Below are 17,813 nucleotides of genomic sequence, written 5' to 3' on the forward strand. Positions count from 1 at the left end.
CGCCCCCGACGCCTTATTGATTCCGGAACTTGTCGAGGAATTGCTGGGTGCGCTGATGCTGCGGATTGGCGAACAGCGCTTTGGCCGGGCCCTGTTCGACGATGCGGCCGTGATCCATAAAGATAACCCGATCGGCCACGTCGCGAGCGAAGCTCATCTCATGGGTGACGATCACCATGGTGCGTTTCTCTTCCGCCAGTGAGCGCATGGTATTGAGCACTTCCCCCACCAGCTCGGGATCGAGCGCCGACGTCGGCTCGTCGAACAAAATCACCTCCGGCTGCATCGCCAGCGCGCGCGCGATAGCCACCCGCTGCTGCTGCCCGCCGGACAGCCGACGCGGATAAGCCGCCTCTTTGCCGCTCAGGCCCACTTTGGCCAGCAACGCGCGAGCACGCTGTTCGGCACTGGCTTTCGCCTCGCCTTTAACGATAACCGGCCCTTCAATGATGTTTTCCAGCACCGAACGGTGCGGAAACAGGTTGAAGTTCTGGAACACGAAACCGACCTGCTGACGCAGCGCGCGCACCTGATTTTTCTGTTTGCTCAGCGGCTTGCTGCCGTCGATCCGGATATCGCCGACGCGGATGGTGCCGGAATCCGGCTCCTCCAGCAGGTTGATGCAGCGCAACAAGGTGGTTTTCCCGGAACCGCTCGGCCCGATGATCGCCACCACTTCGCCGGCGTCCACCGCCAGATCGATCCCATGCAGCACCGTCTGACCTTTGAACTGCTTGGTCAATTGCTTAACTTCAATGGCACTCATGCGCTACTCCTGATCCTGGCGATTAACGTGGGCTTCCAGACGGTTTTGCAGTGCGGAAAGCAGGGTCGCCATCACCCAGTAAATCAGCGATGCCGCCAGGTACATGGTGAACACTTCCAGCGTGCGCGAGGTGATCAGCTGCGCCTGGCGGAACAGTTCCGGCACCTGAATGGTGGCGGCCAGCGAAGTGTCTTTCACCAGGCCGATAAAACTGTTGCCCAGCGGCGGCAAGGCGGTGCGCGCCGCCTGCGGCAAGATCACCCGGCGCAGGGTTTGCCAACGGGTCATGCCGATGCTGGCGGCGGCTTCCCACTGCCCTTTATCGATCGACGAAATCGCCGCGCGCAGCGTTTCTGAGGTGTAAGCGGCGGTATTGAGCGACAGGCCAATCAGCGCCGCCGGGAAAGGATCGAATTCAACGCCGAACTGCGGCAGACCGTAATAGATCATAAACAGCTGGGCGATCAGCGGCGTGCCGCGGAACAGCGATACGTAAATGCGCGACAGCCACGACAGCGGCCAAAGCGGCGAAAGGCGCATCAGCGCCAGCAGAAAACCAAGCAACAGGCCGAACGCCATGCCGCCCAGGCTAAGCTGGAGCGTCAGTATGGCGCCCTTCAATAAAAATGGCGCTGAATCCAGCGCCAGTTGAATACTTTCGTGCATTATTTAGTTACGTCCGCGCCAAACCATTTCTCGGAGATCTTCGCCAGCGTGCCGTCTTTTTGCATCTCGGCGATCGCCTGGTCAATCGCGGCCAGCAGCTCTGGGTTATTCTTGCGCAGCGCCACGCCGGACTCCTGGCGGGAGAATGCCGGGCCGGCCACCGCCAGCGTATCGCCGGTTTTCTTCACCAGATCCAGCGCCGCCAGACGGTCCACCAGAATGGCGTTGATACGGCCGACGCGCAGATCCTGATACTTGGTCGGATCATCGTCGTAAGTGCGCACGTCTACACCTTGCACGTTCGCACGCAGCCATTGCTCATAGTTGGTGCCCAGGCCAACGCCGACCTTCTTGCCCTTCAGGTCTTCCGGCTTGGTGATCGTGCCTTCGTTGCCCTTTTTCACCAGCGCCTGAATGCCGGAAACGGTGTAAGGGGTGGAGAAGTCATATTTCTTCTTGCGCTCATCGGAGATTGTCACCTGGTTGATCACCACGTCGATGCGTTTTGACTCCAGCGACGCCAGCATGCCGTCCCACTTGGTCGGGTTCAGCTTGGCTTTCACGCCCAGATGTTGCGCCAGCGCGTTGGCGAAATCCACTTCGAAACCGGTCAATTTGCCGTCTTCACCCTGGAAGCTGAACGGCGGATAGGTGCCTTCCAGCCCAACGATCAGCGTGCCGCGCTGTTTCACCTGCTGCAGCAGGTTATCGGCGGCGTAGGTTTGCGTCGTCACACCGGCGGCCAACGCAATACCCACCACGCCCAACAACCATTGACGACGAACTTTCGCAAACATCATAAACACCCCTGTGTGTTATTTATCTTTTTTGATATCAGCACTTTAACAGTGCGACCGCCCGCATAAAGGAATATAACTTTATAAATATAGTTCAAAATGGAATAACAAGCGGCATTTACACCTGCGGATGGTAGGCGAACAGCGCCGGCGCACCGCCGGTGTGAACGAACAGGATGGGCCCTTCGTCGCGGAAACGCCGCTGGACGATGCCGTCGATCAAACCGGCCATCGCTTTGCCGGTATACACCGGATCCAGCAATACCCCCTCTTGCTGCGCCAGCAGCTGCACCGCCGCCATACCTTCTTCATTCGGCATGCCGTACTGCGGCGCGAAGTAATCGTCCCACAGCGCGATCGGCGCCAGTTCGTCGATATTCAGCGAACAGGCCAGGGCTTTCTGGATTTGTTCCACCTTCGGCAACTGATCGATCACGGTGCGCGAGACCGTCACGCCGATCAACTCGGTTTCGGGCAGCAGCTGTTGCAGCCCCACCGCCAGCCCGGCGTGGGTGCCTGCGCTGCCGGACGCCACCACCACCGAACTGAACGCCACGTTGCTGCGTTGGCTCTGTTCGGCGATTTCCAATGCGCACTGCACGTATCCCAGCGCGCCCAGCGCATTGGAGCCGCCCACCGGCACCACGTAAGGCCGGAAGCCCTGCGCCTCGAGGCGCGTCGCCAGCTCCGCCAGCTGCTGCTGCGGATCGTGCAGCGCTTCGCACATCACCACTTCGGCGTTGAACAAGCCGAGCAACAGGCGGTTGCCGTTGGTCAGGTAGTTTTCCGCGCGGGTATCGATAGGGTTTTCCAGCAGCGCGACGCAGTGCAGGCCCAGTTTCGCCGCCACCGCCGCAGTCTGGCGCACGTGGTTGGATTGAATGGCGCCGGCGGTAACCAGCGTATCGGCGCCTTGCCTCAGCGCATCGGCAGCCAGAAACTCAAGCTTTCTCAGCTTGTTGCCGCCCATGGCCATAGGGGTGACATCGTCACGTTTAAGGTAGATTTCACGGCCGAGATAATCGGAGAGACGGGACAGCTTTTCCAGCGGCGTGGCGACGCCAACCAGATCCAGACGCGGAAATTGCGCCAGTTGTTGTTGCAGGTTCACTACTTCCCCCCAGGGAATCGAGTATCAACATCTGATAACCGATAGATTTAGCAGATGTGAACTGAATAATCATCCTTTATCACGGGGGGATCCGCAGACCCCGGCCCAGCGGCCGGGGAAAATCTCAGTAGCTGCGCTGCCAGGCGAGATACTGATCGTATTTGCGCAGCGCAATGCGATAGTTGTTGTGCGCCGCGGTAGGCAGATCGTCGATAATGCGCTGATGGCTGGCGCAGTTGGCGAACTTGTCCGCCGGGTAATTACGCGCCACCAGCATTTCGTCCAGCCGGCGCAGCCGCACCACGTACTCGCGAATGGTGCTGTGGCTCATCTCGGTCTGTTCGAACAGATATTGCTTGAACGCCATGATGTCGAAATAGCTCGGGTGGCTGTTGCAGGAAATCTCGCTGCAAAAGCGGCACAGCGCGGTCAGCTCATGCTGCACGTTTTGCCAGACCGCATCGTCGATCGGCTGGTCCATGCGCGCGATGGCTTCTTTATTGATTATCTTGCCGCGAAACACCAGCGCCATGCGGTCCAACAATTTACCGCACTGGGAGCAATGGGTCTGGCTGTGCTTGTAATCTTTCAGGTAACGGCTAAGCGGCCGTTTCTTCAACAGTATTCCTGGCATAAGGGGCAGTCCGATTGTCGCATGAGTCATCGAGTTGAGGGGGCGGCAGCCCGCCGTCAGGTATCGTTCGCCAGCCGCGCACGCAGCCGTTTGATCGCCTGACTGTGCAGTTGACTGACGCGGGATTCCCCGACGTCCAGCACGGCGCCGATCTCTTTGAGATTCAACTCTTCCTGGTAATACAGCGTCAGCACCATTTTTTCGCGCTCCGGCAACGCCTCGATGGCGTCGATCACTCGCTGGCGCAGGCTGCCTTCCAACAGGTGATGCAGCGGGTTGGCCTCTTCATGCCCTTCCAGCATCGGTTCCGCGTTTTCGCCATGCTCCTCGCGCCATTCGTCGTAAGAGAAAAGCTGGCTGTTATTGGTGTCCAACAGAATTTGACGGTACTCATCCAGCGAGATATTCAGCGTCTGCGCCACTTCCGTCTCGCTCGCCGGCCGGCCATAACGCTGTTCCAGTTGCCGCATCACCTGCGCGACCTCGCGCGCGTGGCGCCGCACGCTGCGCGGCACCCAGTCGCGGCTGCGTAGCTCGTCGAGCATCGCGCCGCGAATGCGCTGCACCGCATAGGTGGTAAAGGCGGTTCCCTGTAGGGCGTCATAACGCTCAACGGCGTTCAATAACCCGATTCCCCCGGCCTGCAGCAAGTCGTCAAGCTCCACGCTGGCGGGCAACCTGACCTGCAGGCGCAGCGCCTCGTGGCGCACTAACGGGACGTAGCGCAGCCAGAGAGAATTTTTGTCCATCACGCCTTCGGCGGTATACAGATCGCTCACTATGTCTTAAACCTGCGGATAAGAGAGTCAGCGCTATTATGCGTAGGGGGCGAAATGCCAATCGGCTGAACAGTCGCACAAAACGGGCTTTATTTGCGCCATGTAATAACCGCGCGGTGCGCGAGCATAAAAAAACCCCGCCGAAGCGGGGTTTCTTTGCGACAGTTAATCGGGAGAGACGATTAACGCAGCAGGGACAGAACGTTCTGAGTAGACTGGTTAGCCTGTGCCAGAACAGAGGTGCCAGCCTGTTGCAGGATGTTGGCACGGCTCATGTTGGACACTTCGGTCGCGTAGTCAGCATCCTGAATACGGGACTGAGAAGCGGACAGGTTGTTCACGGTGCTGTTCAGGTTGTTGATAACAGAATCGAAACGGTTCTGTACCGCACCCAGAGAAGAACGCAGGGAGTCAACCTGAGACAGCGCTTTGTCCAGGGTAGCCAGCGGGTCGGCAGTTTTTGGCTCGGTGGACTGCTCAGCGCCTTTGGTCACTTTACCGGCTGCGTCTACGGTCGCCTTGAAGTATTTGGCATCGGCACCGGTGCCTTCCTGGATAACATAAGATTTGCCATTGTCGTAAGAACGCAGGTTGGCTGCGTCAGGGCCGGTAGGTGCCACTTCTTTCTCAATGCTGGTTACCGCAGTGCCGCCGGTTGGTTTGGTGGTTTCTTTGGTGCCAACGGATTTCAGGTCGCCGGTTGCTTTATCGAAAGTTGCTTTGTAGTAGTCACCATCGGCGTTGATAGCAAATACATCGTCACCCACTTTTTCGTAGCCGGTGATATCTTTAGCATCAGCCTTAACGGTGCCTGTGTTGATAGCCACGCTGGTGCCGGTTTTCACGGTAGCAGGTGCAGCTGCAGCTACTTTGGTTTTATCAATGCCATCGGCCACGCTGAATTTTTCCAGGCCCAGAGTTTTAGCGTTGATGTCTTTCAGTTCGATATCGATGGTTTCGCCGTCGTTTGCACCAACCTGGATGGTCAGTTTCTGATCTGCGCTCAATACTTTCACGCCGTTGAAATCAGTCTGCTCGGAGATGCGGTTGATTTCAGACAGACGCTGAGAGATCTCGTCCTGGATAGACTGCAGGTCGCTGGCAGAGTTGGAACCGTTCTGAGACTGTACGGTCAGACGACGGATGTTCTGCAGGTTGTCGTTAACTTCGTTCAGCGCGCCTTCAGTGGTCTGTGCCAGAGAGATACCGTCGTTGGCGTTGCGAGAAGCCTGAGTCAGGCCTTTGATGTTCGCAGTGAAACGGTTGGAGATAGCCTGACCCGCAGCATCGTCTTTTGCGCTGTTGATACGCAGACCGGAAGACAGACGCTCAATCGCAGTGCCCAGAGAAGACTGAGATTTGTTCAGGTTGTTCTGCGCCATCAGCGACAGGCTGTTAGTGTTGATTACTTGTGCCATTGTTTGCTTTCCTTACGAGTCAGTTGCGTTCTTCGCAACACAGTTAAAAGGTTCGGGCTTGTTTGCCCACGGCGTCAACCACCGTCCCCTCAGGTATCGGCCCTCCCCTAACAACCTTTAGCAATTTTTTAAAAATTTTTGCGTTTACGGCAATGGCGAAAATAACGCGGTTTTTCCCTCTTCTATTGCGCCATCGGTTTTTTATTTTTTTCGGTAAACTTTTTCGCCACTGGGCCGATAACGCGTAAAGCGAATAAAGTCATTACCAAGGAGAAGCACGAATGGCATCGATCAGTTCATTAGGCATCGGCTCAGGACTCGACCTCAACGGTTTGCTGGACAAGCTGACCAAAGCGGAACAACAGCGCCTGACGCCATATACCACCCAGCAAACCAGCTACAACGCCCAACTAACCGCTTACGGCACGCTGAAAAGCTCGCTGGAGAAGTTTGACAATCTGAGCAAAGACTTGGCTAAGCCGGAATTCTTCAACAACACCACCGCGACCAAGCACGATCAGTTTACCGTGACCACCACCGACAAATCGGTGCCGGGCAACTATTCAATCGAAGTGCTGAAACTGGCACAGCCGCAAACGCTGACCACTCAGGCGCCAATCGCCGACCAGCAGGCCAAGTTGGGTAATCCGGGCAGCAGCGATCGTTCGATTAGCATCACCGCCGGCAACCCGCCAAAAGAAACAAAAATCCCGCTCAGCGACGATCAGACCTCGCTGGTCGAGATGCGCGACGCCATCAATAAATCGAAATCCGGCGTCACCGCCAGCATCATGCGCGTCGGCGACAACGACTACCAATTGGCACTGAGCTCCACCACACCCGGCGAAAAGAACACTATTGCGGTACAGGTCAACAACGACGACAAGTTGGGCGCCATCCTCAACTACGATCCAAAGACGCCACCTAAAGATGGCAGCACAGCCATGAAGCAAACCGTGCCCGGTCAGGATGCGGAAATTGTCGTCAACGGGACGAAAATCAAGCGCAGCACCAACTCGATCGCCGATGCCCTGCAGGGTGTCACCCTCGACCTGAAAACCACCACCAAAGCCGGCGAACCGCAAAACCTGGTGATCGGTATCGATAAAAGCGGCAGCGCCGACAAGATTAAAGAATGGGTGGATAACTACAACTCACTGCTGGACACCTTCAATTCGCTGACCAAATACACTCCGGTCAAACCTGGCGAAGCGCAGAACGCCAAGAACGGTGCGCTGCTGGGCGACAATACCCTGCGCGGTATTCAGTCTTCGATCAAAAGTGCCCTGAGCGCCGCACAGGACAACCCGGAGTTGAAAGGCCTGGGCAACCTCGGCATCACCACCAACACCAAAACCGGCAAACTGGAAATCGACAGCACCAAGCTGAATAAAGCCATCGACGAAAAACCGGAGCAGGTCGCCAACTTCTTCGCCGGCAACGGCAAAGACACCGGCATGGCCACCGAGATCCACAACGAGATCCAAAATTACATCAAAGCCGGCGGCATCATCGAGAACTCGACCAAAAGCATCAACACTAACCTCGATCGCCTGAACAGCCAGATCACCACGGTCACCGCCAGCATTCAAAACACTATCGATCGCTATAAGCAGCAGTTCGTTCAGTTGGATACCATGATGTCCAAATTGAGCAGCACGGGTAACTACTTACAGCAACAATTCTCGGCAAAGTAACCCTTTAACAAGGTAAAGAAAACAGCATGTATAACCGTAGCGGCACTCAGGCCTATGCACAGGTCAGTCTGGAAAGCGGCGCCATGAGCGCCAGCCCGCACCAGTTAATCGTGATGTTGTTCGACGGGGCGCTCAGCGCCCTGCTTCGCGCACGCATCCTGATGAACCAGGGCGATATCGCCGGCAAAGGCATGGCGCTCTCCAAAGCCATCAACATCATCGACAACGGCCTGAAAAGCGGCCTCGATCCTCAGCAGGGCGGCGAGATCGCCGAAAACCTGGCGGCGTTATACGACTATATGAAGCGTCGCCTGATGCAGGCCAATCTGCACAACGACGAAGCGGCGATTGCCGAGGTGGTCAAACTGCTGGAAAACATCGCCGATGCCTGGCGCCAGATCGGCCCCAACTACCAACCTTCGCAGGACGCCGTGTAATGGAACGTCAACAGCAGCTGTTAGCCGCTTATCAACAAATTTACACCCTGAGCAGCCAGATGATTGCGCTGGCGCAAACCGGGCGCTGGGAAGAGCTCGTCGAGCTTGAATTCGCCTACGTGACGGCGGTGGAAAAAACCGCCGCCTTTACCGGGCAAGCCGGCCCGTCCATGGCGTTGCAGGAGATGTTGCGCAATAAGCTGCAACAGATCCTCGACAACGAAACCGAGCTCAAACGTCTGTTGCAGCAACGGATGGATGAGCTGAAAACGCTTATTGAACAGTCGACGCGCCAAAACGTGGTCAACAACACCTACGGCCAGTTTCATGACCGCGCGCTGCTGCTGGGAGAGCCACAGGTCCGATAAGATCGACAATACTGACGAAAATGGATTAAATAGCACTATGCGCTATTACCCTCGGGTTACGTTAGGATATTAATCTATGGCATTTGAATTATTCAGTTTATGGGTAATTGGTAAAATGCGCGCTTCGAGCCTGGCTCTCACTTTAATGGATAAACATCATCCCGACACGGACGTTTTCTGTTCATCAGGAAATTGATTTTTGATAGATAAAACTCGCCGCTGTGTTTCACGGCCCATGGAAAAATGTTGCTCCAGCGCGGATCAAAGCGTAAAGATATTCCCAGATAATGGCTGCGAAATGAATATCGATGGAACGTACAATTAATCTCTGTCCTGGAATTGGCGCCTCAGCGCACATCATTCAGTATACTGAATTATTATTCCCTTCAGTCTATTTTGAGCAACCACATCTGTATCTGATACAACAAGGCCATAAGCGCGTACGCTGGCAACAACACGAAGTGGTCGCTCATCCCGGCGAGCTGTTGATTATCGACGGCGGGCAAACGGTGGACATTATTAACGGCCCGTCCGAAGACGGCGTATTCAGTTGCCAACTGCTGACCTGCGATCCCCTGCTGCTCACCGTCCAACCTCCGGCCGAGGAAACGCCGGCGGCGATGCCGTTCGATGCCGTCCTGGCGCTGCGCAATCTGCCCTGCGCACTAAAGCACAGTTTTGAAACCACCGGCCTGGCGCTGACGCTGCGGCAACGCTTTCCCACCATCATCGTGCGGCACAAAATGCTGGAAATTCTGCTGTGGCTGGCCCAATTCGGCATTCGCTTTATTCACAACGAAGCCAAGGATCTGACGCAGCGCGTGCGTCGCTGCCTGGCGACCGATCCGCACAGCATTTGGACGGCGGCCAAAGTCGCGGAGAGCCTGTCGATGAGTGAAGTGATGTTGCGCCGCAAACTGTCGATGGAAAACACCGCGTTGCGCAACCTGATGATCGACGTCCGGATGAGCAGCGCGCTGGCCCTGCTGCAATCGACCGACTGGCCGATCTCCGCCATCGCGCAGCATGTGGGTTATGAAAGCGCGTCGCGTTTCGCCGAACGTTTTCGCAAACGCTTCGGTTTCGCGCCTACCGCCATTCGCGGCCACCAAAGGATTATGGAACCCGGCTCTCAGGGCATTGAGGCGATGGTCGCCGGAGAAACATAAATAGACGCGCAACAAAATGGCTTTATTTAACACAAGTCCCTAACGGTTGTAACAACGCTGAGATACGCTAAGCCACGTCCATCCGCCGAAAGCGAATTAAACGATGCGCAATGAAAAGCGATTATTTTCTCTGGCAATAATGTTGTTGGGGGTGTGGCTGTTAGCCTTACTGTATGAAGAAGACATGATGCGTTTACTGGCCGCACAATAAAACGGCCAGGTTTTTTATCGCCTGGTCAGACTTCAATCCAGTTTGACCAACACGCCAATTAACGCGACTAACACCGCCAGCATTAAAATACTGATCAGGCGCCATCTGGATTCGCTTTTACTGCTCATTGACCTGCCTCGAATAATAACCCTACTAATAAGGCCATAATAAACGCTCACCGGCACATTCAATAAGCCTGACAGCACAATGTTCGCCCCTCTATTCGGGACATTGCCCCCATTTCCTGTCGGTTGCGACGCGGTGATTACCGCTGCGATAACGGCGGCGGCACAAGCGCCAATTTTGCGGGCAGCTCAGCCACCAGTTTGTCCACCGCCAGCCGCACCTTGAGCGGCTGGTAAGGCATATAGGGCCACACCACGTTGACCGGGAAACTGAGGTTGGACTCACCGCGCATGATCTCCACCAACGTCCCCGCCATCAGCCGCTCGCGCACCAGCCACTCCGGCAGCCAGGCAATGCCGGCACCGGCGGATATCGCATCGACGATCCCCTGCATATCATCCATCATCATCTTGGCCGGGGGGCTGAATGATTGCAGCTCACCGTTTTCGCCACGCAGCTGCCACGGCAGCACGGCGCCGGCGTGCAGATACCCCACCGCCTGATGCCGGCTTAACGCTTCCACCGTGCTCGGCTCGCCGCAGCGCCGCACGTAGTCGGGCGACGCGCACAGGAGCATGCCATGTTCGCCCAGACGTCGGGCAACCAAACTGCCGCTGTCCGCCAGTTCGCCGATGCGCACTGCCAGATCGAATCCCTCGTCGACGAGATCGATCCTGCGGTCGCTGAATGAGATTTCCAGCGTCAGTAACGGATGCTCGTTCGCCAGCACCGTCAACAAGGGCGCAATGCACAGGTGGCCGAACAGCACCGGCACCGAGACTCTGAGCCGGCCGCTGACCTGCATCTTGCCGCTGTCGAGCTGATTTTCCGCCGCCTGAACGTTCGCCAATGCCTGTCGACAGTGTTCATAGTACAGCGCGCCTTCGTCCGTCAGGCTCAGGCTGCGCGTCGTGCGCATAAACAGCATCACGCCCAGCCGCGCCTCCAGACGCGACACGATTTTGCTGACCGCAGAACGCGTCAGATGCAGTTTCTCTGCGGCGGCGGCGAAACTGCCGCCTTCCGCTACGGCAACAAAGGCCGGCAGCGCACTCAGATCGCTTTTCATCTTAATGTTGCCAATATGGAATCAATTAGGTGAAAACCTATCACCACTGGTGAACATTAAGCAATGATAACCTGCAGTCATTCCGGAGTCCCCGGTGAAAACCACAGATTACCGTCAGAGGACAGCAGCATGAAAAAAATACTGGCTCTCAAATCCAGCATTATGGGAAATGACTCGCAGACCAATAACCTGATTGACCGCTATCTGGCGGCGCGCAAAGCGAAAGGATACAACGATCGGATCGTCGAACACGATCTGACGGCGCTGGATCTACCGGTGTTGGACGGCGAGCTGTTCAGCGCGCTGCGTGGTGCGGAAAATGTCAGCCCGCGCGCCAAAGCCACGGTGGCGCTCTCCGATCAACTGATTGCCGAACTGAAAGAGAGCGACCTGTTGCTGATCGGGGCGCCGATGTACAACCTCAACGTGCCGACTCAGCTGAAAAACTGGTTCGATCTGGTGGCCCGCGCCCGGATGACCTTCAACTATACCGCCACCTACCCGGTGGGGCTGGTGGAAGGCGTCAATGCGGTGGTCTTCAGTTCACGCGGCGGCATGCACGCCGGGCATCCGACCGACGCCGTAACGCCCTACCTGCGCTCGGTGCTGGGGCTGATGGGGATCGGCGACGTGCAATTCATCTATGCCGAAGGGCTGGACATGAAACCGCACGGCCGCGACCAGGGGCTGGCAAGCGCCCACCAGCGCATCGTGGCGTTAGCGGGCTGAGGCAAACGCACGGCAGCATTGATTTGTTATAACATAACAAATATGATGTTCGCGTTGACGCACCTCGAACGTGCGTCGGCGCTCCTACATCACATAAATGTTTTATCGCACCTTCAGCCAGCTATTTCGATAGCTGGCTTTTTTTGTCCATCGACTGGCGTCACGGCTTCAGTATTGCCGGGCGGCGCGTTTCAATTCACGCTCGCCGGGCGACTGTGTCTTCACCGACAGCGGCGCGACAAACGCCTTCCACTCTTTGCCAGCATCCTGATGAGGCGCCATTTTTTGCGCCGATGAATAATCATCATTCTGGCCGGCGCATCCAGACAACGCCATCATGGCCAGAGCAAGGCACAGCAATTTACACATTATCCTATCCCTCCTATAACCATCGCCATAGGCTAACAGCGCCGAGCCAAATTTCACTGAAAAATGGACGGTACGTTCATCACACCGGCATATTCATGATGTCCTGGTAGGCCGCAACCAGCTTGTTGCGCACCTGGACGCCCAGTTGCAAAGACACCGACGATTTCTGCAGATCGACCATCACATCATTCAGGCTGATGCCCGGCACGCCCAGCTCAAAGTCCTGCGCCTGTTTGCGCGCCGTCTGCTGGGTGTCGCTGATCTTGCCGAGCGCCGCGGTCAGTTCGCTGGCGAAGCTGACGCCCTGCGGCGCCGCATTTTGCCCCATCTTGCCGGCCTGAACCGCCATGGTCTGCATCTGCTGCAGTACCCCTTCAATGCCCTGAATCGCCATCTGGTCCTCAATCCTCTCGTCTCGCCGGGTGACGTTTTCACCCTGTACTTCTCCAATGATGCACACCCTAGCACAGCGTTTTCGGACCTAAAGCGGTTAATTAACTGCAAAAAACCCGGCTTATCGGGCAATCGGAATTGTCTGATAAGGCGAATAATGGCCTGCCCAGAAATGGGAGCGCCGCTATTTAGAAGATATGTGTATCAGGGAGTCTGTTTTGTCACACAACGCTAACCATACCGTTCATCAGCCTGGCAGGGAGCTGCTCAGCGGCCCGTACGGGATCGTGAGCGCCATTGAAGGACGAGACCTAAAATGAGTGCTTCGATAACCGCCGGCGAAAGCCGCGACAACGGCCTACAGGCCATCTGGAACCGTCTGCGCGCCAACCCGAAAATTCCCTTGCTGGTCGCCGCTTCCGCCGCGATCGCGATCGTCGTCGCACTGCTGTTGTGGGTGAAAAGCCCCGACTACCGCGTGCTGTACAGCAATCTGAACGACCGCGACGGTGGCGCCATCGTCACCCAGCTGACGCAGATGAATATCCCTTATCGCTTCGCCGAGAATGGCGCAGCGCTGCTGATCCCGGCGGAAAAGGTGCATGAAACCCGTTTGCGCCTCGCGCAGCAGGGGCTGCCGAAAGGCGGCGCCGTCGGCTTCGAACTGCTGGATCAGGAAAAATTCGGCATCAGCCAGTTCAGCGAGCAGATTAACTATCAGCGCGCCCTCGAGGGCGAGCTGTCGCGCACTATCGAGTCGCTGGGGCCGGTGCAAAACGCCCGTGTTCACCTGGCGCTGCCTAAACCTTCGCTGTTCGTGCGCGAACAAAAATCCCCTTCCGCCTCGGTAACGCTGACCCTGCAACCCGGCCGTGCGCTGGACGACGGCCAGATCAACGCCATCGTTTATATGGTGTCGAGCAGCGTCGCCGGTCTGCCGCCGGGCAACGTGACCGTGGTCGATCAGGCCGGCCGCCTGCTGACCCAGTCCGACGGCACCGGGCGCGATCTCAATGCTTCGCAGCTGAAATACGCCAACGAAGTCGAAAACGGCTTCCAGCGCCGCATCGAAGCGATCCTCGCCCCGGTGGTCGGCAGCGCCAACGTGCGTGCGCAGGTCACGGCGCAGATCGACTTCGCCACGCGCGAACAAACCGATGAACAGTACCAACCTAACCAGCAGCCGGATAAAGCCGCCATCCGCTCACAGCAAACCAGCCTGAGCGAGCAGATCGGCGGGCCGCAGGTCGGCGGCGTGCCGGGCGCGCTGTCCAACCAACCGAGCGCTCCGCCTACGGCGCCGATTGAAACCGCCAAGCCGGCGGCGGGCAATAACGCCAACGCCGCCGCGCAAAACGCCGCGACCACCCGCAGCGCGGCGGCCAGCGGCGTGCCGCAAAATACCCGTCGCGACGCGACCACCAACTACGAGCTCGATCGCACTATCCGCCATACCCAGCAAAAAGCCGGCACCGTGCAGCGTCTGTCGGTCGCCGTGGTGGTCAACTACCTCGGCGCGGATAAAGACGGCAAACCGCAGCCGATGAGCAAAGAACAGCTGGCGCAGATCGAAGCGCTGGTGCGTGAAGCGATGGGCTACTCCAGTAGCCGTGGCGATACCCTGAACGTGGTCAACACGCCGTTTACCGACGCTCAGGTGACCGGTGGCGAACTGCCGTTCTGGCAAAGCCAGTCGTTTATCGATCGCCTGATCGACGCGGGCCGCTATCTGCTGGTGCTGCTGGTTGCCTGGCTGCTGTGGCGCAAACTGGTGCGGCCGCAGCTGCAACAGCGCCAGGCGGCGCAACAGGCCGCCATCGCCGCCGCCAACGCGCCTGCCGCCAAAGCGGTCGACAGCAGCAAACCGAGCAACGAGGAGCTGGCGCAGCGTCGTAAATCGCAGCAGCGCGTCAGCGCAGAAGTCCAGAGCCAGCGGATCCGCGATCTGGCTGACAAAGACCCGCGCGTGGTCGCTCTGGTAATCCGCCAATGGATGAGTAACGAGATATGAGCCTGACCGGAACCGACAAAAGCGCCATCTTGCTGATGACGCTGGGTGAAGATCGCGCGGCGGAGGTGTTCAAGCACCTCTCCTCGCGCGAAGTACAGCTGCTGAGCGGCACCATGGCCGGCATGAGCCAGGTGTCGCACAAACAGCTCGGCGAAATACTGACCGAGTTTGAAGACGACGCCGAGCAATACGCGGCGCTGAGCGTCAACGCCAGCGACTATCTGCGTTCGGTGCTGGTCAAGGCGCTGGGCGAAGAGCGCGCCGCCAGCCTGTTGGAAGACATTCTCGAATCGCGCGAGACCACCACCGGCATGGAAACGCTCAACTTTATGGAGCCGCAGAGCGCCGCCGACCTGATCCGCGACGAACACCCGCAGATCATCGCCACCATTCTGGTGCACCTCAAACGCGGCCAGGCGGCGGATATTCTGGCCCTGTTCGACGAACGCCTGCGCAACGACGTGATGCTGCGTATCGCCACCTTCGGCGGCGTGCAGCCGGCGGCGTTGGCGGAGCTGACCGAGGTGCTGAACAACCTGCTCGACGGTCAGAACCTCAAACGCAGCAAAATGGGCGGGGTGCGCACCGCCGCCGAGATCATCAACCTGATGAAAACCCAGCAGGAAGAAGCGGTCATCGACGCGATGCGCGAATACGACGGCGAGCTGGCGCAGAAGATCATCGACGAGATGTTCCTGTTCGAAAACCTGGTGGAAGTCGACGATCGCAGCATCCAGCGCCTGCTGCAAGAAGTGGAAGGCGAGTCGCTGCTGATCGCGCTGAAAGGCGCCGAACAGCCGCTGCGCGAGAAGTTCCTCAAGAACATGTCGCAACGCGCCGCCGACATCCTGCGCGACGATCTGGCCAACCGTGGCCCGGTGCGCATGTCGCAGGTGGAGAACGAGCAGAAAGCCATCCTGTTGGTGGTGAGACGCCTGGCGGAAACCGGCGAAATGATCATCGGCGGCGGCGAGGACACCTATGTCTGATCGCATTAACACCCTGCCCTGGCAGCCCTGGTCGCTCAACGATTTGGGCGAACAGAAACCGGCGTTCGAACTGCCGCCGCTGCCGGATCTCGAACACAGCGATCCGTCGCCGGACGCGCAGGCCGAATTGCAACAGCAGTTGGCGACGCTGCGGCTGCAGGCCGAGCAACAGGGCCAGCAGTTGGGCTATGCCGACGGCCAGCAAAAAGGCTATGAGGCCGGTTTTCAGTCCGGTCTGGAAGAAGGCCGTCAGCAAGGGCTGCTGGAAGCGCAGCAGCAGCAACAGCCGCTGACCGCCCACTGGCAGCAGTTGGTCACCGAATTCCAGCACACGCTGGACGCGCTCGACAGCGTGATCGCTTCCCGGCTGATGCAGCTGGCGTTGACCGCCGCCAAACAGGTGCTGGGCCAACCGCCGGTGTGCGACGGCACCGCCCTGCTCGCGCAAATCCAACAGCTGATCCAGCAGGAGCCGATGTTCAACGGCAAACCGCAGCTGCGGGTCCACCCGGACGACTACCCCCGCGTCGAGCAGCAGCTGGGGGTTACCCTCAGCCTGCACGGCTGGCGCCTGCTGGCGGACGGCGAACTGCACCCGGGCGGCTGCAAGGTCAGCGCCGAAGAAGGCGATCTCGACGCCAGTCTGGCGACGCGCTGGCATGAACTGTGTCGCCTGGCGGCACCGGGAGAAGTCTGATGACCGCGCGTCTCGGCCGCTGGCTGAGCTCTCTGGATACGTTGGAAAAACGCATCGCCCGCGCGCCGACGGTGCGCCGCTACGGCCGCCTGACCCGCGCCACCGGGCTGGTGCTGGAAGCCACCGGGCTGCAGCTGCCGCTCGGGGCGACCTGCCTCATCGAACGGCACGACGCCGGTGAAGTGCAGGAAGTGGAAAGCGAAGTGGTCGGCTTCAACGGCCAGCGGCTGTTCCTGATGCCGCTGGAAGAAGTGGAAGGCATCGTGCCGGGCGCGCGGGTTTACGCCCGCATCGCGCCGGAAGGCCAAAGCGCCGGCAAACAGCTGCCGCTCGGCCCGGCGCTGCTGGGGCGCGTGCTGGACGGCAGCGCCAAACCGCTAGACGGCCTGCCGTCGCCGGAAACCGGTTACCGCGCGCCGCTGATCACCGCGCCGTTCAACCCGTTGCAGCGCACGCCGATCGAGCAGGTGCTGGACGTGGGAGTGCGCACCATCAACGGTCTGCTGACCGTCGGTCGCGGCCAGCGCATGGGCCTGTTCGCCGGTTCCGGCGTCGGCAAGAGCGTGCTGCTCGGCATGATGGCCCGTTATACCCAGGCGGATGTGATCGTCGTTGGCCTGATCGGCGAGCGTGGCCGCGAGGTCAAAGACTTTATCGAGAACATTCTCGGCGCCGAAGGCCGGGCGCGCTCGGTGGTGATCGCCGCGCCGGCGGACGTGTCGCCGCTGCTGCGCATGCAGGGGGCGGCCTACGCCACCCGCATCGCCGAGGATTTCCGCGATCGCGGGCAACACGTGTTGCTGATCATGGATTCCCTCACCCGCTACGCCATGGCGCAGCGTGAGATAGCCCTGGCCATCGGCGAACCGCCGGCGACCAAAGGTTATCCGCCTTCGGTCTTCGCCAAGCTGCCTGCGCTGGTGGAACGCGCAGGCAACGGCATCAGCGGCGGCGGTTCCATCACCGCCTTCTACACCGTGTTGACCGAGGGGGACGATCAGCAAGACCCGATCGCCGACTCGGCGCGCGCCATCCTTGATGGCCACGTGGTGCTGTCCCGACGCCTGGCGGAGGCCGGCCACTACCCGGCTATCGACATCGAAGCGTCAATCAGCCGCGCCATGACATCGCTGATCGACGAGGAGCATTATCGCCGGGTTCGCACCTTCAAACAGATGCTGGCCAGCTATCAGCGCAACCGCGATCTGATCAGCGTCGGCGCCTACGCGGCCGGCAGCGATCCGTTGCTGGACAAAGCGATGACGCTGTACCCGCAGATGGAGGCGTACCTGCAACAGGGCATCTTTGAACGCAGCGGCTATGATGAAGCCTGTCAACAGCTGCAGCAGTTGATTGTTTAACGTCACAGAGGCGCAG

At 58.7% G+C, this 17,813-nt stretch carries 19 protein-coding genes; 9 read left to right on the top strand and 10 right to left on the bottom strand.

Annotated features, from left to right (window positions below; all coding sequences use genetic code 11):
• Positions 1-13 precede the first annotated feature (13 nt).
• The 7 genes from tcyN to ACSBQS_RS10705 form a co-directional block, all read right to left on the bottom strand.
• On the bottom strand, positions 14-766 hold the full coding sequence (tcyN, locus tag ACSBQS_RS10675; protein WP_033643496.1) for an L-cystine ABC transporter ATP-binding protein TcyN: 753 nt from the start codon (positions 764-766) through the stop codon (positions 14-16).
• Between the two features lie 3 nt (positions 767-769).
• A complete protein-coding gene (gene tcyL / locus ACSBQS_RS10680) occupies positions 770-1,432 on the bottom strand; it encodes a cystine ABC transporter permease (protein WP_033643498.1) in 663 nt (220 codons plus the stop codon).
• Positions 1,432-2,232: a cystine ABC transporter substrate-binding protein gene (gene tcyJ, locus ACSBQS_RS10685; RefSeq protein WP_033650878.1), complete on the bottom strand. Its 801-nt coding sequence runs from the start codon at positions 2,230-2,232 to the stop codon at positions 1,432-1,434. Before tcyJ ends, tcyL begins: the two co-directional genes overlap by 1 nt.
• Positions 2,233-2,347: 115 nt before the next feature.
• The gene (locus ACSBQS_RS10690) at positions 2,348-3,340 is read right to left on the bottom strand and encodes a D-cysteine desulfhydrase (protein WP_434990457.1); all 993 of its coding nucleotides are present in this window, start codon (positions 3,338-3,340) and stop codon (positions 2,348-2,350) included.
• Positions 3,341-3,464: 124 nt separating this feature from the next.
• On the bottom strand, positions 3,465-3,974 hold the full coding sequence (fliZ, locus tag ACSBQS_RS10695) for a flagella biosynthesis regulatory protein FliZ (protein WP_033643501.1): 510 nt from the start codon (positions 3,972-3,974) through the stop codon (positions 3,465-3,467).
• A gap of 56 nt (positions 3,975-4,030) precedes the next feature.
• Positions 4,031-4,753 carry an RNA polymerase sigma factor FliA gene (locus ACSBQS_RS10700; RefSeq protein ID WP_004934752.1) on the bottom strand — a complete coding sequence of 241 codons (723 nt, stop codon included), beginning with the start codon at positions 4,751-4,753 and terminating at the stop codon, positions 4,031-4,033.
• Between the two features lie 182 nt (positions 4,754-4,935).
• A complete protein-coding gene (locus ACSBQS_RS10705; protein ID WP_197666103.1) occupies positions 4,936-6,171 on the bottom strand; it encodes a FliC/FljB family flagellin in 1,236 nt (411 codons plus the stop codon).
• A 281-nt stretch (positions 6,172-6,452) separates the two neighbouring features.
• On the opposite strand from ACSBQS_RS10705, the gene fliD reads away from it, so the two are divergent.
• The 4 genes from fliD to ACSBQS_RS10725 all read left to right on the top strand — a co-directional run bounded on the left by fliD (position 6,453) and on the right by ACSBQS_RS10725 (position 9,842).
• Entirely contained in the window at positions 6,453-7,868 is a 1,416-nt protein-coding gene (fliD, locus tag ACSBQS_RS10710) for a flagellar filament capping protein FliD (protein WP_197666102.1), read from the top strand.
• Between the two features lie 26 nt (positions 7,869-7,894).
• Entirely contained in the window at positions 7,895-8,305 is a 411-nt protein-coding gene (gene fliS / locus ACSBQS_RS10715; protein ID WP_004934758.1) for a flagellar export chaperone FliS, read from the top strand.
• Entirely contained in the window at positions 8,305-8,673 is a 369-nt protein-coding gene (fliT, locus tag ACSBQS_RS10720; RefSeq protein WP_033643504.1) for a flagella biosynthesis regulatory protein FliT, read from the top strand. The genes fliS and fliT overlap by 1 nt, the downstream gene beginning before the upstream one ends.
• 308 nt (positions 8,674-8,981) lie before the next feature.
• Complete coding sequence (locus ACSBQS_RS10725; RefSeq protein ID WP_089197173.1) at positions 8,982-9,842, top strand: helix-turn-helix transcriptional regulator; 861 nt, start codon at positions 8,982-8,984, stop codon at positions 9,840-9,842.
• 476 nt (positions 9,843-10,318) lie between these two features.
• On the opposite strand, the gene ACSBQS_RS10730 is transcribed toward ACSBQS_RS10725, so the two are convergent.
• Positions 10,319-11,248 (bottom strand): LysR family transcriptional regulator, encoded by a 930-nt coding sequence (locus ACSBQS_RS10730; RefSeq protein ID WP_147838063.1) that lies wholly within the window; start codon positions 11,246-11,248, stop codon positions 10,319-10,321.
• Positions 11,249-11,377: 129 nt separating this feature from the next.
• Here ACSBQS_RS10730 and ACSBQS_RS10735 point away from each other — a divergent pair, with 129 nt between their 5' ends.
• Positions 11,378-11,977, top strand: a complete 600-nt coding sequence (locus ACSBQS_RS10735) for an FMN-dependent NADH-azoreductase (protein WP_042784811.1) — start codon at positions 11,378-11,380, stop codon at positions 11,975-11,977.
• Positions 11,978-12,145: 168 nt separating this feature from the next.
• Here the strand turns inward: ACSBQS_RS10735 and ACSBQS_RS10740 are convergent, their stop codons facing one another.
• Complete coding sequence (locus tag ACSBQS_RS10740) at positions 12,146-12,346, bottom strand: hypothetical protein (RefSeq protein WP_042784812.1); 201 nt, start codon at positions 12,344-12,346, stop codon at positions 12,146-12,148.
• Positions 12,347-12,425: 79 nt separating this feature from the next.
• On the bottom strand, positions 12,426-12,740 hold the full coding sequence (gene fliE, locus ACSBQS_RS10745) for a flagellar hook-basal body complex protein FliE (RefSeq protein ID WP_033643509.1): 315 nt from the start codon (positions 12,738-12,740) through the stop codon (positions 12,426-12,428).
• A 315-nt stretch (positions 12,741-13,055) separates the two neighbouring features.
• Here fliE and fliF point away from each other — a divergent pair, with 315 nt between their 5' ends.
• From fliF to fliI, 4 genes are read left to right on the top strand one after another with little or no spacing between them, the layout of a single operon-like run.
• Positions 13,056-14,750 carry a flagellar basal-body MS-ring/collar protein FliF gene (fliF, locus tag ACSBQS_RS10750; protein WP_197749512.1) on the top strand — a complete coding sequence of 565 codons (1,695 nt, stop codon included), beginning with the start codon at positions 13,056-13,058 and terminating at the stop codon, positions 14,748-14,750.
• Complete coding sequence (fliG, locus tag ACSBQS_RS10755; protein ID WP_004934775.1) at positions 14,747-15,739, top strand: flagellar motor switch protein FliG; 993 nt, start codon at positions 14,747-14,749, stop codon at positions 15,737-15,739. Before fliF ends, fliG begins: the two co-directional genes overlap by 4 nt.
• Entirely contained in the window at positions 15,732-16,436 is a 705-nt protein-coding gene (gene fliH, locus ACSBQS_RS10760; RefSeq protein WP_033643511.1) for a flagellar assembly protein FliH, read from the top strand. The genes fliG and fliH overlap by 8 nt, the downstream gene beginning before the upstream one ends.
• Positions 16,436-17,797, top strand: coding sequence for a flagellar protein export ATPase FliI (fliI, locus tag ACSBQS_RS10765; RefSeq protein WP_004934781.1), 1,362 nt, complete (start codon positions 16,436-16,438; stop codon positions 17,795-17,797). The genes fliH and fliI overlap by 1 nt, the downstream gene beginning before the upstream one ends.
• The last annotated feature ends 16 nt before the right edge of the window (positions 17,798-17,813 follow it).

This window comes from Serratia sp. H402Y (assembly GCF_051172415.1).
Classification (GTDB): Bacteria; Pseudomonadota; Gammaproteobacteria; order Enterobacterales; family Enterobacteriaceae; genus Serratia; species Serratia ureilytica.

Bases quoted from the DNA above. Each gene is read 5' to 3' on its own strand.
- tcyN (WP_033643496.1), bottom strand. From the start codon at position 766: ATGAGTGCCATTGAAGTTAAGCAATTGACCAAGCAGTTCAAAGGTCAG.
- tcyL (WP_033643498.1), bottom strand. From the start codon at position 1,432: ATGCACGAAAGTATTCAACTGGCGCTGGATTCAGCGCCATTTTTATTG.
- tcyJ (WP_033650878.1), bottom strand. From the start codon at position 2,232: ATGATGTTTGCGAAAGTTCGTCGTCAATGGTTGTTGGGCGTGGTGGGT.
- fliZ (WP_033643501.1), bottom strand. From the start codon at position 3,974: ATGCCAGGAATACTGTTGAAGAAACGGCCGCTTAGCCGTTACCTGAAA.
- ACSBQS_RS10705 (WP_197666103.1), bottom strand. From the start codon at position 6,171: ATGGCACAAGTAATCAACACTAACAGCCTGTCGCTGATGGCGCAGAAC.
- fliD (WP_197666102.1), top strand. From the start codon at position 6,453: ATGGCATCGATCAGTTCATTAGGCATCGGCTCAGGACTCGACCTCAAC.
- fliS (WP_004934758.1), top strand. From the start codon at position 7,895: ATGTATAACCGTAGCGGCACTCAGGCCTATGCACAGGTCAGTCTGGAA.
- fliT (WP_033643504.1), top strand. From the start codon at position 8,305: ATGGAACGTCAACAGCAGCTGTTAGCCGCTTATCAACAAATTTACACC.
- ACSBQS_RS10725 (WP_089197173.1), top strand. From the start codon at position 8,982: ATGGAACGTACAATTAATCTCTGTCCTGGAATTGGCGCCTCAGCGCAC.
- ACSBQS_RS10730 (WP_147838063.1), bottom strand. From the start codon at position 11,248: ATGAAAAGCGATCTGAGTGCGCTGCCGGCCTTTGTTGCCGTAGCGGAA.
- ACSBQS_RS10735 (WP_042784811.1), top strand. From the start codon at position 11,378: ATGAAAAAAATACTGGCTCTCAAATCCAGCATTATGGGAAATGACTCG.
- ACSBQS_RS10740 (WP_042784812.1), bottom strand. From the start codon at position 12,346: ATGTGTAAATTGCTGTGCCTTGCTCTGGCCATGATGGCGTTGTCTGGA.
- fliE (WP_033643509.1), bottom strand. From the start codon at position 12,740: ATGGCGATTCAGGGCATTGAAGGGGTACTGCAGCAGATGCAGACCATG.
- fliF (WP_197749512.1), top strand. From the start codon at position 13,056: ATGAGTGCTTCGATAACCGCCGGCGAAAGCCGCGACAACGGCCTACAG.
- fliG (WP_004934775.1), top strand. From the start codon at position 14,747: ATGAGCCTGACCGGAACCGACAAAAGCGCCATCTTGCTGATGACGCTG.
- fliH (WP_033643511.1), top strand. From the start codon at position 15,732: ATGTCTGATCGCATTAACACCCTGCCCTGGCAGCCCTGGTCGCTCAAC.
- fliI (WP_004934781.1), top strand. From the start codon at position 16,436: ATGACCGCGCGTCTCGGCCGCTGGCTGAGCTCTCTGGATACGTTGGAA.